At 61.0% G+C, this 13,638-nt stretch carries 12 protein-coding genes; 5 read left to right on the top strand and 7 right to left on the bottom strand.

Annotated features, from left to right (window positions below; all coding sequences use genetic code 11):
• Positions 1 to 62: 62 nt before the first annotated feature.
• Complete coding sequence (locus SB753_RS04105) at positions 63 to 680, top strand: peroxidase-related enzyme (protein ID WP_410799102.1); 618 nt, start codon at positions 63 to 65, stop codon at positions 678 to 680.
• 23 nt (positions 681 to 703) lie between these two features.
• Here the strand turns inward: SB753_RS04105 and SB753_RS04100 are convergent, their stop codons facing one another.
• Both SB753_RS04100 and SB753_RS04095 read right to left on the bottom strand, forming a co-directional pair.
• Entirely contained in the window at positions 704 to 1,954 is a 1,251-nt protein-coding gene (locus tag SB753_RS04100) for an MFS transporter (protein WP_410799100.1), read from the bottom strand.
• Between the two features lie 142 nt (positions 1,955 to 2,096).
• The gene (locus tag SB753_RS04095; protein ID WP_410799099.1) at positions 2,097 to 3,023 is read right to left on the bottom strand and encodes a LysR substrate-binding domain-containing protein; all 927 of its coding nucleotides are present in this window, start codon (positions 3,021 to 3,023) and stop codon (positions 2,097 to 2,099) included.
• Positions 3,024 to 3,286: 263 nt separating this feature from the next.
• Here SB753_RS04095 and SB753_RS04090 point away from each other — a divergent pair, with 263 nt between their 5' ends.
• Complete coding sequence (locus SB753_RS04090; RefSeq protein ID WP_410799098.1) at positions 3,287 to 4,015, top strand: DUF899 family protein; 729 nt, start codon at positions 3,287 to 3,289, stop codon at positions 4,013 to 4,015.
• Positions 4,016 to 4,061: 46 nt separating this feature from the next.
• Here SB753_RS04090 and SB753_RS04085 read toward each other — a convergent pair whose 3' ends face one another.
• Positions 4,062 to 6,035, bottom strand: a complete 1,974-nt coding sequence (locus SB753_RS04085) for a putative bifunctional diguanylate cyclase/phosphodiesterase (RefSeq protein WP_410799097.1) — start codon at positions 6,033 to 6,035, stop codon at positions 4,062 to 4,064.
• A 247-nt stretch (positions 6,036 to 6,282) separates the two neighbouring features.
• A complete protein-coding gene (locus SB753_RS04080) occupies positions 6,283 to 6,666 on the bottom strand; it encodes a hypothetical protein (protein ID WP_410799095.1) in 384 nt (127 codons plus the stop codon).
• A 351-nt stretch (positions 6,667 to 7,017) separates the two neighbouring features.
• On the opposite strand from SB753_RS04080, the gene SB753_RS04075 reads away from it, so the two are divergent.
• Positions 7,018 to 7,296, top strand: a complete 279-nt coding sequence (locus SB753_RS04075; RefSeq protein ID WP_006049832.1) for an HU family DNA-binding protein — start codon at positions 7,018 to 7,020, stop codon at positions 7,294 to 7,296.
• Positions 7,297 to 7,467: 171 nt separating this feature from the next.
• On the opposite strand, the gene SB753_RS04070 is transcribed toward SB753_RS04075, so the two are convergent.
• The 3 genes from SB753_RS04070 to SB753_RS04060 form a co-directional block, all read right to left on the bottom strand.
• Positions 7,468 to 8,586 carry a 3-deoxy-7-phosphoheptulonate synthase gene (locus SB753_RS04070; RefSeq protein ID WP_410799093.1) on the bottom strand — a complete coding sequence of 373 codons (1,119 nt, stop codon included), beginning with the start codon at positions 8,584 to 8,586 and terminating at the stop codon, positions 7,468 to 7,470.
• A gap of 116 nt (positions 8,587 to 8,702) precedes the next feature.
• Positions 8,703 to 9,560, bottom strand: a complete 858-nt coding sequence (locus SB753_RS04065) for a DUF72 domain-containing protein (protein WP_410799091.1) — start codon at positions 9,558 to 9,560, stop codon at positions 8,703 to 8,705.
• 126 nt (positions 9,561 to 9,686) lie between these two features.
• Positions 9,687 to 10,442 (bottom strand): TetR/AcrR family transcriptional regulator, encoded by a 756-nt coding sequence (locus tag SB753_RS04060; protein ID WP_408198245.1) that lies wholly within the window; start codon positions 10,440 to 10,442, stop codon positions 9,687 to 9,689.
• Positions 10,443 to 10,723: 281 nt separating this feature from the next.
• Here SB753_RS04060 and SB753_RS04055 point away from each other — a divergent pair, with 281 nt between their 5' ends.
• The gene (locus tag SB753_RS04055; RefSeq protein ID WP_392393777.1) at positions 10,724 to 11,905 is read left to right on the top strand and encodes an isovaleryl-CoA dehydrogenase; all 1,182 of its coding nucleotides are present in this window, start codon (positions 10,724 to 10,726) and stop codon (positions 11,903 to 11,905) included.
• Between the two features lie 97 nt (positions 11,906 to 12,002).
• Positions 12,003 to 13,610: a carboxyl transferase domain-containing protein gene (locus SB753_RS04050; protein WP_020066372.1), complete on the top strand. Its 1,608-nt coding sequence runs from the start codon at positions 12,003 to 12,005 to the stop codon at positions 13,608 to 13,610.
• The last annotated feature ends 28 nt before the right edge of the window (positions 13,611 to 13,638 follow it).

Here is a 13,638-nt window from a genome sequence, read left to right as displayed (position 1 = left end):
CATGCTAATGCGCGCGAGCGCTACAATCGTCATGACATAAAGCACTATAACGGAGACACAGCATGGCCAATCTTCAGCCAATCAGCCGCTACCCGGTGCCCGATCCGAGCGAATGGCCCGACGACATCAGCGCACGCATTCTCGAAGTACAGCAAAAAGCCGGGTTCGTGCCCAATGTATTTCTGACGCTTGCGCATCGGCCCGATGAGTTTCGTGCGTTCTTTGCGTATCACGATGCATTGATGCTGAGAGAGGGCGGGCTCACCAAAGGCGAACGCGAGATGATCGTGGTCGCCACCAGCGCGGTGAACGATTGCCTCTATTGTGTGGTTGCGCACGGCGCGATTCTGCGCATTTACGAAAAGGCGCCGCTGCTCGCGGATCAGGTTGCCGTGAACCACCGCAAGGCAGACATTACCGCGCGGCAGAAAGCCATGCTCGACTTCGCGTTGAAGGTATGCCGCGAATCGGGCAGCGTCGACGATGCCGACTTCCAGACGTTGCGAGAACACGGATTCACGGACGAAGACATCTGGGACATTGCCGCGATTACAGCGTTTTTCGGCTTGTCGAACCGCATGGCCAATGTCATTTCAATGCGCCCCAACGACGAGTTCTACCTGATGGGGCGCGTGCCGAAAGCCGCTTCCGAGTCACCGCAGAATTCACCGCAGAAATAGACCTCGAACTGCTTATGCAGTGCTCATGCGCTCGCCGGTTCTGAACGCAGTGCGGGCGTGTGCAGCGCAGTGTCGTCAATCGGAAAGTGCAGCAGTGCGGCGACAAGACCGCTTGCTACGGTCGCTTGCCACAGCAGCGAGTACGAGCCTGTCAGGTCGAAGACCACGCCGCCCAGCCACGCGCCGAGAAACGATCCGATCTGATGGCTCAGAAAGCAGAGGCCGAACAGACTCCCGAGATGGCGTGTACCGAATACTTTCGCAACGAGGCCGCTCGTCAGCGGAACAGTGCCGAGCCAGGTGAGGCCCATGACGGCCGCAAATACGACTACGGTCAGCGCACTTTTCGGTAGCAGAAAGAATGCGCCGATCGTCACGCTGCGAATCAGGTAGAGCCAGCCAAGCACGTAATGCTGCCGGAACCGGCCGCCTAACCAGCCGCAAGCCCAACTGCCGATCATGTTGAACAAGCCGATCAACGCAAGGGCGGTCGCGCCGAGTCCGAGGGGCATGTGGCATAGCGACAGATAGCCGGGCAAATGCGTGGCGATGAACGCAAGCTGAAATCCACAGGTAAAGAACCCGAGTGTGAGCAACCGGTATCCGCGATGCTGCGCGGCTTGAGCAAGCACGTTGCGTAGCGGCGCGAGCGGCGGCTCGGAAAGCGGTGTTCCGGTTCGTGCGCGCCGGTCCAGTACGATGCCGAGCGGAGCCACCATCAGCATCAGGAAAGCCAGTACGAATAGCGACGTGGCAATGCCCGCGTTGAGCCTGATCCCCTGAACGAGCGGGACCATCAGTACCTGCCCGGCGGACCCTCCTGCGCTGACCAGGCCCATCGCCATGCTGCGCTTTTCCGCCGATGCCACCCGGCCGACCGCCGGCAACACGACGCCGAACGTGGTGCAGCTCACGCCAATGCCCACCAGCAAGCCCATGCCGACGATCAACATCGGCCCGCTCGGCGCGACGGCCGCGAGGCCGAGGCCCGCCGCGAAAGTCGTCGCGCCGAATGCGACCACCGGCGCGGAACCATAGCGGTCCGCTGCCGCGCCGGCGAACGGTTGCGCGAAGCCCCACACCAGATTGTGCAGCGCAATTGCGAACGCGATCAGCGTGACGGGCAAACCTCGATCGAAAGAAAACGGCCCTATGAATAGCCCGAACGTTTGCCGGATCCCCATTGCCGCGCTGAGAATGAGCGCGGCGGCGAGAATGACGAGTGTCGTGTGATTGAACGCGGGCGCGATGCGTTTGCTGTTGGCGGTCGACATGGTTCTGATCTCCTTCGACACAATGGTCGCAGCGAGCGTCGCAAGCAGCAAAAGAAAAGTTTTTGACGACAGGTGAGCGCCGTTCACCTGTGCGATTGACTGGGGGCGCCGATCGGCGAGATCCGGTGAGTATCAATAGCCTTTATTGCGGTGCGTGCGCGCTAACGCTTAAGTCGCACGAAGACTGCCCGGCCTCTGCGAGCATCCATTGCCTGAAGTCGAGTAGTTCCGGCCGACGTTGCGCGTCCTCCGCGCTGACGAGCCAGTAGGCGGTGGACGAAGCGATCGTACTGGAAGCCGCCTCGACGAGCGCGCCGCTTACGAGGTCGCGATCCACCAACGGCCGGCGGCCGAGCGCAACGCCGAGCCCCATGCTTGCAGCTTCAAAGGCGAGCTGGATCGTGTCGACATGCAAGCCGTCGCTGGGATCGACGCCTTCCATGCCGGTGGTTTCGAGCCACGTCTGCCAGTCTTCGCTCGCGGCGTTCACGTGAATCAACGTGGCCTTGCCCAACAGCGGCGTGCCGTGCGTGTCGCGAAGCGACTCCAGATAGGCGGGGCTGCATACAGGAACGAGTTGCTCTCCAAAGAGCCGGGTCCACGCCGTGCCTGCGACGGGCGCGCGGCTCATGCGGACCGCGAAATCGAATCCGTCCACAGGAAAGCCGACCTGGCGGTGCGATGTATCGACAGTCACATTCACGTGTGGCCAGCGTGCCCTGAAATTCTGCAGGCGCGGCAGCAACCAGCGGGACGCAAAGGTCGGGGCGCAACTCAGCGCGATGGGGCGGTTCGCGCGATAGTTCGGCAGACGCTGGGTGCCGATAGCAATCAGCGAAAACGCTTCTGAAACGTATGACAGATAGTCCGCGCCGCTGGCAGTGAGCGAAATTCCGCGAGGCTCGCGCACGAAGAGTTCAACGCCTAGCGTTTGCTCCAGACCGACGATCCCGTGACTGACCGCACTCGGCGTGACATTCAGTTCCGAGGCGGCGAGCTTGAAACTTTGATGCCTGCCGGCCGCTTCAAAAAAGCGAAGCGCTGGCAAAGGCGGTAGACGAAGCGGCATGTTTTGCATCTCCCCTGGCGGCGCAGCGCGGGCAGGGCCACGTGGCTGCTGTTTCGCGACAGCATACCGCGTCGCGCCGGTCACAACGCGTACGGTTTCGTTGCGGTGCGCAAAGGCTTGCGCAAATGCGGTGTGGAAAATGCAATGTGGAAATGTTCTCGCCGGCTGTCGATTCGCCGTCGCTTCGATCGTCGTGTATATGGGTGGCGGGGCGCGGAGCGCACGCTACGCATTGGTCCTTTTCCTCGACAGGGAGATTGCACATGACCGAATTGAACGAAGCAGCACCGGCCCTCAAGCCGGCCCGCGAACTGGCGGACTCGCCGCGGCGCTTTCCTGGCGAAAGCGCGGAATATCGCCGCGCGCGCAACGATCTGCTCGCCGAAGAAATAGAGCTGCGCCGTCATATCGAACGTGTTGCCGCGCAGCGTCGCGCGTTGCCGCCGGGCGGCATCGTACCGGAAGACTATCGTTTTGAAGGCGAGAGCGGCTCCGTTACGCTATCCGACATGTTCGGCAGGCACGATACGCTCGTCACGTATAACTGGATGTTCGGGCCCGGACGCGAACGACCTTGCCCGATGTGTACGTCGCTTCTGAGCGCCTACGACGGCGAAATGCCCGACATGCTGCAACGTGTCGCGTTCGCGGTGATCGGCCGCTCGCCGATAGAGAAGCTCGCCGCCTTCGCGAAAGAGCGAGGCTGGCGTCATTTGCAGCTGTATTCGTCGGCAGGCAATACATTCAATCGCGACTATGCGGGCGAAGATCCGGATGGCGACGACGTTCCCGCGTTCAACGTATTCACGCGGTCCGGCGGTACGGTACGGCACTTCTGGGCAGCGGAGATGGGTCCGTGGACGGCCGACCCCGGGCAGGACCCGCGCGGCGCACCCGACGTGATGCCTCTTTGGACCGTGCTCGACATGACGCCCGGCGGTCGGGGCAGCGACTGGTACCCGAAACTCGAGTACAACACCGCGCTGCGTTAGCTCGGGTTGCGCTGCGCCGCGCGGCGTCCTTTTGCGACCGTTGCGATTACGCGGCCCCGTCTTCCACGTGGCGTTGCTCCCGTGCTGCCTGCAAATAGCCCGAGACCGCGCCCGACCGCATGGGCCGGCTGAACAGGTAGCCTTGCACTGCGCGAGCGCCCAGTGCCTTGACTACTTCCGCCTGTGACGACGTTTCGAGTCCTTCAACCACGCATTCGAGTCCGAGGTTCTTGCATAGGTCGAGCACCGATTTGACGATCTTCTTTGACGCGCTGTTCGAATCCACGTCGGTCATGAAACTGCGGTCGATCTTGATCGAATCGAAGGGCAGACGGTGCACGTAACTCAGGCTCGAATAGCCGGTGCCGAAGTCGTCGAGAGAAACGCGGCAGCCGGCCTGCTTGATCATCGTGAGGGCGGAGCGTGCTTGCTCGAAATCGCGAGTGAGCGCAGTTTCGGTGATCTCGAACGACACGCGATGTGGCGGCACGCCGCTTGCCGCGACAATGTCGATCAGGCGGCGCGCGCGTGCGGACGTCGAAATGTCGATTGCAGAGAGATTGAACGACAGATAGAGCTCGCTCGGCCAATGCGGCACCTCGGCGAGCGCCTTGTGTAGCAGCACCTCGGTGATGCGCAGAATGATCTCGGTCCGTTCCGCGATCCGGATGAACTCTTCCGGCTTGACAGCGCCGAGTCTTGGGTTGTGCCACCGCCCCAGTGCTTCGAGACCGATGGTTCGCATCGTGACGACATCGGAAATCGGCTGAAACTCCAGAAAGAGTTCCGACTCCAGTTCGGCGTGACGCAGCTCCTGCGTAACCAGGCTCGAACGACGGATACGTGTTTCGTGCTCAGTCGAGAAGATCACAGCCGTGCCGCGCCGGCTTTCCTTGCCGACATAAAGCGCCGCGTCCGCGCGCTCGAATACCTGGGTAACGGTTTTGCCCGCATCCGGGAACGCGGCCCAGCCGATCGTGCCCGACAGTTCCGCAATATTGCCTGCCACACGATACGGTTGACTCAGCGAGTCGCAAATGCGCTGGCCCAGTTCGAATAGCGTTTCATTCGACTGCGTGTGTTGGGCCAGCACGCCGAATTCGTCGCCGCCAAGCCGTGCGAAGAAGATGCCGGGCTCGGCCAGCGCGAGCAGCCGCAAGCCGACTTCCTGCAACACGAGGTCGCCGCTTGCGTGACCGTAGATGTCGTTGACCTGCTTGAAGCCGTCCAGATCGATGAGGCCGACGTTGAAGCCGCCGCCGGTGGCAAGTGCCTGCTCGGACAACGCCCGAAGCGAAGCGAAAAAGCTGCGGCGGTTGGGCAGGTCGGTCAGGCTGTCGATGCTCGCAAGGCGAAAGTTCTCGTCGCTGAGCCTTTGAGTTTTCTCCTGACTCGCCTGCAATTCGCGCTGCGCATATACGACGCCGGAGAATGTCCGGTGATACAGCTCGATGATAAAAGCGAGTGCAAGTCCGACGAGCGTCATGTCGATCGCCATCGCGATGAACACCGGTGACCCCGTGAAGACGAGAAACGTCGAAAAACTTAGGATCACTATGGACAGGAGCAGCAGGGCGGCCACGCGCAAGTGCATCAGGCAGAACACGCAGCCGACCACGGTAGTCGCCATGTAGAACGCAACCTGCGCCTGCTCGTACGGAGTGCCATACGGCAGCAGCATCAGCGACCAGGTGGTAAAGGCAATGCCGAATGAGCTCGAGAGCCAGACGAGCTTGCGTACCTCGGGCACGGCTTTTTCATGCGTCAGCACGCGATGCCGCGCGCGCCACCACCGTATGCATCGCACGACGCACAACGTGCACAGCGCGCCCGGCGCGTAGATCGAAAGCCATGCCGGCGCACTATGCACGTGCGTGACCGTGACCGCCAGCGTATTGACGAACAGGATGAAGTAAAGAAGCGGAATCTGGCGGCCGACCGCCTGGAGCTGCGAACGCACGAGATCGGGGTCTGTGTCCGCCCCGGAAAATGCCTGCCTCAAAGTGGCTAGTCCAACCATTCCTGTCCCTTAACGTTTGCGCCGCATACGCAGCCTGGTATATCGGCACATACTGATCAGACCTTGAGTGCGCTTGAGTGCGCTTGAGTGCGATTGGGTGCGCCGGATGCATCGGATGCATCGGATGCATCGGATGCATCGGATGCGTCGTCCAGCATTCACCGTGGTCCGGTAATTAAGACCTGCACCACCTTAGGCGGCAGGCGCTTCGGGCTCCGTGTGGGTAACTTTGACCTTGAGGCGGCCTTCAAAGCTTGGGACAGGACAGTACTTGCAATGGTCCGAGGGTGGTGCCCGGTTCGCCTTGCGCGGCCGGATTACCTTGCGGAGGAGTGGATATGAGGCGCACTGCATTGTCGCCGGCATTCGCCAGCACATATTTTTCGGCGCCGTTTTCCGCTTGCCAGTAAGCGCGAAACACGCCGTTTTCGCCGAATACGAGCAGCTTGCCGTGCACTGTTTTTGCGCCGCTGATCAGGTCGACGGGTTCGCCGTCGCGCACCCGGAACGGCTGGAGCGAGGTCGAATTCGTCGTTCCCGCCAGCGTCGCGCAGCTGTTTTCTTCGGCTGAGACGGTCGTGCATAAGAGCGCGCCGACGAGTGCACATGTTGCTATATGGCGAAAATTCATTTTTTTCTTTCTCCCAATTGCAAACTCAAAACCCGCTCGGCGCTGCCCGAATCACGGTAGCCGATGGAGTACTCCGCCAAAGCAAAAACTTGTCCACGACCCTTTTGCGTCGCGCTAAAGCACTGAAATTGCAACGGATTGTGATACGCGATCGATGCCGGCCAAGCGGGCAATACACGTAAGCACGCGATTCTTAGGGCACTTTGCAGCACAAATTCGTCAAATCGGCTGTGGGCGGGTGATACAAGGCTTACACGCAGGGTTTGCGCGAAAGCGCGCCTATGCGTTAGTGTGTCGGTCCCGGCGCGACAGATGTAGCGCCGGTTCCATGATTACCATACGGGAAGTGCTATGAACAAACAGGAACTGATTGATGCAGTCGCCGCAGCCACGGGCGAAAGCAAAGCGGCCACCGGCCAAACCATCGACGCTATCGTTGAAGCGGTGACCAAAGCCGTTGTTGGTGGCGATACGGTGCAACTGGTCGGTTTCGGTTCTTTCTCGACCGGCGCGCGCGCAGCACGCGTGGGCCGCAATCCGTCGACGGGCGCCGAGATCCAGATCGCTGCTGCCAAGACGGTGAAGTTCACCGCAGGCAAGGCGTTCAAGGAAGCCGTCAACGCGTCGTAATGCAACGCGCTTCACGCCGGAGCATCCGCAATGCGCTGTCACGGCGCGGCGCGAGCGATGCCTCGGGTGTGAGGAATCACGCGCTGCCCAGCCCCGGTAGGACGAATCCATCGGCGGATGGCGCGGCGCGTGTGCCTGCTTGCTGCATGCAGTTATCACGCGTGTCCGCGATCAGCTCGCGCGGCGCTTGCGTGTCGCGTCGGCAAGTGTATCGAGCACCGGTTCGGTTTGCGCCCAGCTTACGCAAGCATCTGTAATCGACACGCCGTAACGCAACGGCTCTCCCGCCTTCAGATCCTGACGGCCTTCTTCCAGATGACTTTCAAGCATGACGCCGATAATGCGGCGCTCCTGCGCAGAAAGTTGTTGCGCTACGTCCTGCACCACGTCCAGTTGACGCAAATGCGATTTGCCGGAATTCGCGTGCGAGCAGTCGATCATCACCTGTTCGCGCAGACCCGCTGATTTGAGTGCGGCACAGCTCGCGGCGACCGACGCGCTGTCGTAGTTCGGCCCTTTTTTGCCGCCGCGCAGAATCACATGGGCGTCGTCGTTGCCGCGCGTTTCGAAGATGGCTGCCATGCCCATCTTGGTCATGCCCATGAACGCGTGGCTGGCACGCGCGGCCACGATCGCGTCAGCGGCGATCTGTACACCGCCGTCTGTGCCGTTCTTGAAACCGATCGGACAACTAAGCCCCGAAGCGAGTTGACGATGACTCTGGCTTTCCGTTGTACGTGCACCGATTGCGCCCCACGCGATCAGATCGGCAATGTATTGCGGACTGAGCAGATCGAGGAATTCGGTGGCGGTAGGTAAGCCCAGGCCGTTGATGTCGAGCAGCAATTGCCGCGCGCGACGCAGGCCTTCGTTGATACGGAAACTGCCGTCCAGACGCGGATCGTTGATATAGCCTTTCCAGCCCACCGTAGTGCGCGGCTTTTCGAAGTACACGCGCATCACGATCAGCAGGTCGTCTTTGTACGCATCGGCCGCAGCCTTCAGCTTGTGTGCGTATTCGATCGCCTGGTCATGGTCGTGGATCGAGCAGGGCCCGACGATCATCACCAGCCGGTCGTCGCGTTCGTGCAGGACGTCTGCGATTTCCGCGCGTGTCTTTTCCACGAGCGATTGCACGGTGGCGGGCACGGGCAATTCGTCCTGCAATAGCGCAGGGGAAATCAGCGGGCGGACCGCGCCGATGCGAACGTCGTCAATGCGCGTAGTGTCCTGCGTGGCGTCGGCCGAGCCGACTTCCCGGTCGTGCAGAGGATTGTCGATGGCGCTCAAGGTATTCTCCCGGACTTTCGATGTGAGGTGGCCTCGCGGCCTTGAATGTAGTGTCGTTGCGTGTGGTTCGCTGCCGGGATTATGACACTCGCATGCCGCCGCCGAAACGGCGCCGCTCAAAGCCGCTCGATCAACGCCATCGCAGCGGCCGGATTGCGTTCCTTGAAGCCACTAATCACGTAGAGATAAACATCGCGCGGAACCGCTTTTGCGGACGGCTCGGCGCACGTTTCCAGATCGGCGGGCGTCGTGCCCGCAGCCAGTTGCCGAGCACGTTCGACCCATGCGTCGAGTGCTTTCGTCGCGTAGCCCTTCGCCTGTTTATCGGTCGTACCCATGATGCGGGCGTAGACGAACGGCGCGGTGATATCCGCGATCTGCGGGTACTCGCTGTCGCCGGCCAGCACGACTGCGACCTTATATTTACGCGCAAGCGAGATGAATTCAGGTGTCTTGAAGCTGTCGTTGCGCACTTCGATTGCATGCCTGAGCTTTATGCCTTCGATGCTCGCCGGCAGCAGTTTGAGGAAGGCCTCGAAATCTTCGCTGTCGAACTTCTTGGTCGGCGCGAATTGCCAGTTGATGGGCCCGAGCTTCTGTTTGAGAAGCAGCACGCCGCTTGCGAAGAAACGTTCGATAGTCTCGCCGGCCTCTGCGAGTACTTTGCGGTTGGTCGAGTAACGCGGCGCCTTCAGCGAAAAGACGAAGTCGTCCGGCGTTTCCTGATACCACTTTTCATAGCTCGCCGGCTTTTGCAAACCGTAAAAGGTGCCGTTGATTTCGATTGAACTGAGATGCCGGCTCGCGTACTCGAGTTCGCGGCTTTGCGTGAGATCTTCAGGGTAGAAGGTGCCGCGCCACGGCGCATAGGTCCAGCCTCCTATGCCGATCCTGACGTTGCCGGCCTTCGCAGCTTTCGTAGTCTTTGCGCTCGTTGAAGATTTTGCGGCTTTCGCGGGCTTGAGATCTGCCACCTGGTGTTCTCCTTTTGGCTGCGCTTTATCTACCGTGAGACCGGTAGATTAGCGTCTTTTTCGCCGCCAGACAGAACTCGCGAGAACTACGAATAGTAGGGGAAACAGAAACCGAAACGCCAGAAGCTATTCGCCGCTTGCCGGATCGGCGTTGCGCGCAGTGGCCTCACGCGTGGCTTCCTCGAAACGACGGTTTGCTTCCGCCACTTCCGCCCTGAACTGTTGCAACGCATTCACCGCGAGATCGGGCGGTGTCAACGCGGCCCACAGGACGTCGATCAACTGATCCGCGGTTGCTTCGATGTCGGTGTGCCGGTTCGCGAGCGTCGCGTCCCACAACACATGTTCCATTGGCCCGAACACCATGGAGCGCAACAGGCGCAAAGGCATGTCCGCGCGAATCTGGCCGCTTTCCTGGCCTTGAGCGAGGACGCGCATTAGCGGTGCGGTATAGCGGCGCTGCAACTCGGTCAGCGCCTCGCTCAACTCATGATGACGCGCGCGTCCTTCCGACAACACCAGCGCGCAGAGGTCGGTGCCGTTCACGAGCATCAGCCGCAAATGCGTCCGCACGATAAACGCGAATTGCTGGCGCACCGAGCCGTCGCGCGGCAGTCCGGATTCGATTGCGTCGATGATCTCGTCGTACCAGTCGCCGATAACGCGCGCGCACAACTCGCGCTTGCCGCGAAAGTAGCTGAAGACGGTCGCCTCGGAAACGCCCAGGCGTTGGGCGATCTCGGCGGTCGTGGCGCGCTCGTAGCCCTTCTCGGAGAACACGTCGCGGCCCGCCTGAAGAATCTCTTTGACCCGCTGCTGCGACTTGCGCCCGGCCGGCTGGCGGCGCGATGCGGGCAATTCGGCCTTGAGAGCAACCGTCATATGAGTCGAAGTCAATTTACTGGAATGGTTCGGCTGAAAACGCCGCTTTGAGTCCATGCTATCACAGCATCAGCGGCCATGAACCGATTCGATGAGTTTCTGAGTGAGACTCAGAAATACCTATTGACGCTTACGGAAATCTAGCGTGAAATGCGTCTTGAACGTCGCGCGCCTCAGGTATGGCGAGAGACGCGGCCCAGCAGGCGGCCGCCGTCCGCCAGGCCGCGATCGAATTCGCCGGCATCGTTGTCCGGCCGCCAATGAACTCTGGAGACACCGCAATGAGCAACCTGCCCGGATTGCAATTCCCGCTCGGCGAAGAAATCGAAATGCTGCGTGACAGCATCGCGGGATTCGCTGCGAAAGAAATCGCGCCGCGCGCGGCTGAGATCGATCGCACGGACCAGTTCCCGATGGACCTGTGGCGCAAATTCGGCGATCTCGGCGTGCTCGGCATGACGGTCTCGGAGGAATATGGCGGTGCCAACATGGGCTACACCGCGCACATGGTCGCAATGGAGGAGATCTCGCGCGCGTCCGCTTCGGTCGGTCTTTCATACGGCGCGCATTCGAATCTGTGCGTGAACCAGATTCATCGCAACGGCACCGAGGCGCAAAAGCAGAAGTACTTGCCGAAACTCGTGTCGGGCGAACACGTCGGCGCGCTTGCAATGAGCGAGCCCAATGCGGGTTCGGACGTGGTCAGCATGAAGCTGCGCGCCGACAGGAAGGGCGACCGCTATGTGCTGAACGGCACGAAAATGTGGATTACCAACGGCCCGGACTGCGATACGCTGGTCGTCTACGCGAAGACCGATGTCGAAGCGAATTCGCGTGGCATTACCGCGTTTATCGTTGAGAAAGGCATGAAGGGTTTCTCGGTTGCGCAAAAGCTCGACAAGCTCGGCATGCGCGGCTCGCACACGGGCGAGCTCGTCTTTCAGGACGTGGAAGTGCCTGAGGAAAACATTCTCGGACAATTGAACGGCGGCGTGAAAGTACTCATGAGCGGCCTCGACTACGAGCGTGCGGTGCTCGCGGGCGGCCCCACGGGCATCATGGTCGCGGTGATGGATGCGGTCGTGCCGTACATTCACGACCGCAAGCAGTTCGGTCAATCGATCGGCGAATTCCAGCTGATTCAAGGCAAGGTTGCCGATCTCTACACCACACTGCAGGCGTGCCGCGCGTATCTCTACGCGGTTGGCCGTCAACTGGACACGCTCGGCACCGGCCACGTGCGCCAGGTCCGCAAGGATTGCGCGGGCGTGATCCTCTACACGGCCGAAAAAGCGACATGGATGGCGGGCGAAGCGATCCAGATTCTCGGCGGCAACGGCTATATCAACGAGTATCCGGTTGGGCGTTTGTGGCGCGACGCGAAGCTGTATGAAATCGGCGCGGGCACGAGCGAAATCCGCCGCATGCTGATTGGCCGCGAGCTGTTTGCCGAGACTGCGTAAGCGTTCACGCGCCAACTTCCAAACAAGCGGCATGAGATCGCAGTAAGCGCTAAAGCGCCGACTCCGATTCTCCGATCGACACAGGAGAAGCCACGCAATGCCGATCATCGAATCCAAGCTGAACCCGCGCTCCGACGACTTCCGCGCGAACGCGGCTGCGCTCGAGGCGCTGGTCGCCGATCTTCGTGCGAAGGTCGAACAGCTCGCGCTGGGCGGCGGGCAGGCCGCACGCGAAAAGCACACAGGGCGCGGAAAATTGCTGCCGCGCGAGCGCATCGAAAAGCTGCTCGATCCGGGCACCCCGTTTCTGGAGTTCTCGCAACTCGCAGCCTACGGCATGTATAACGACGACGCGCCGGGCGCCGGCGTGATCACCGGTATCGGACGGATTGCGGGCCACGAGTGCGTGATCGTCTGCAACGATGCGACGGTCAAAGGCGGCACGTACTATCCGGTCACGGTCAAGAAGCACGTGCGTGCGCAGGAAATCGCGGCGGAAAACCACTTGCCGTGCGTGTATCTCGTCGACTCGGGCGGCGCGAACCTGCCGAATCAGGACGACGTGTTTCCCGACCGCGACCACTTTGGCCGCATCTTCTACAACCAGGCGAATCTGTCCGCAGCGGGTATTCCGCAGATTGCGGTGGTAATGGGCTCCTGCACCGCAGGCGGCGCCTATGTCCCGGCCATGAGCGATGAATCGATCATCGTGAAGAACCAGGGGACCATCTTTCTCGGCGGTCCGCCGCTCGTGAAAGCCGCAACCGGCGAAGTGGTCAGCGCGGAAGACCTCGGCGGCGGCGACGTGCATACACGTCTGTCCGGCGTGGTCGATCATCTCGCGCAAAACGACGCACATGCATTGGCGATTGCGCGCAGCATCGTCGGCAATCTGAACCGCACGAAGCACGTGGCGCTCATGTTGCAGGAGCCGAAGCCGCCGCGCTACGACGTGAAAAGCATGTACGGCGTGATTCCGGTGGATACGAGAAAGCCGTTCGATATTCGCGAGGTGATCGCGCGCATTGTCGACGACTCTGCATTCGACGAATTCAAGGCACGTTACGGCACCACGCTTGTGTGCGGCTTCGCGCATATCTGGGGCCATCCGGTCGGCATCATTGCAAACAACGGCATTCTGTTTTCCGAGTCCGCGCTGAAGGGCACGCACTTTATCGAACTGTGCTGCCAGCGCAAGATTCCACTCGTATTTCTGCAGAACATCACAGGCTTCATGGTGGGCCGCAAGTACGAGAACGAAGGCATCGCACGTAACGGCGCAAAGATGGTGACGGCGGTGGCCACGGCGAAAGTGCCGAAGTTCACGGTGATCATTGGCGGCTCTTTCGGCGCGGGCAATTACGGCATGTGCGGTCGCGCGTTCTCGCCGCGTTTTCTGTGGATGTGGCCGAACGCGCGTATTTCGGTAATGGGCGGCGAACAGGCGGCGTCGGTCCTGGCTACGGTCAGGCGCGACGGTATCGAAGGCAGAGGCGGCTCATGGAGCGCCGACGAAGAAGAGGCCTTCAAACAGCCGATTCGCGAGCAATACGAGCATCAGGGCCATCCGTACTATGCGAGCGCGCGTCTTTGGGACGACGGCGTCATCGACCCGGCGCAAACACGCGACGTGCTCGGTCTCGGTCTGTCGGCTGCGATGAATGCGCCGATCGAAGATACGCGCTTCGGCGTGTTCCGGATGTGACGCAGCACGACGCATGGGAGCCGACACG

The organism is Paraburkholderia sp. SIMBA_053, assembly GCF_046534895.1.
Taxonomy (GTDB): domain Bacteria; phylum Pseudomonadota; class Gammaproteobacteria; order Burkholderiales; family Burkholderiaceae; genus Paraburkholderia; species Paraburkholderia caledonica.
Note: the sequence above shows the minus strand (reverse complement) of the source record. Positions and strands in the feature narration are given on the sequence as shown.

Coding starts and splice junctions, on each gene's coding strand:
- SB753_RS04105 (WP_410799102.1), top strand. CDS start 63: ATGGCCAATCTTCAGCCAATCAGCCGCTACCCGGTGCCCGATCCGAGC.
- SB753_RS04100 (WP_410799100.1), bottom strand. CDS start 1,954: ATGTCGACCGCCAACAGCAAACGCATCGCGCCCGCGTTCAATCACACG.
- SB753_RS04095 (WP_410799099.1), bottom strand. CDS start 3,023: ATGCCGCTTCGTCTACCGCCTTTGCCAGCGCTTCGCTTTTTTGAAGCG.
- SB753_RS04090 (WP_410799098.1), top strand. CDS start 3,287: ATGACCGAATTGAACGAAGCAGCACCGGCCCTCAAGCCGGCCCGCGAA.
- SB753_RS04085 (WP_410799097.1), bottom strand. CDS start 6,035: ATGGTTGGACTAGCCACTTTGAGGCAGGCATTTTCCGGGGCGGACACA.
- SB753_RS04080 (WP_410799095.1), bottom strand. CDS start 6,666: ATGAATTTTCGCCATATAGCAACATGTGCACTCGTCGGCGCGCTCTTA.
- SB753_RS04075 (WP_006049832.1), top strand. CDS start 7,018: ATGAACAAACAGGAACTGATTGATGCAGTCGCCGCAGCCACGGGCGAA.
- SB753_RS04060 (WP_408198245.1), bottom strand. CDS start 10,442: ATGACGGTTGCTCTCAAGGCCGAATTGCCCGCATCGCGCCGCCAGCCG.
- SB753_RS04055 (WP_392393777.1), top strand. CDS start 10,724: ATGAGCAACCTGCCCGGATTGCAATTCCCGCTCGGCGAAGAAATCGAA.
- SB753_RS04050 (WP_020066372.1), top strand. CDS start 12,003: ATGCCGATCATCGAATCCAAGCTGAACCCGCGCTCCGACGACTTCCGC.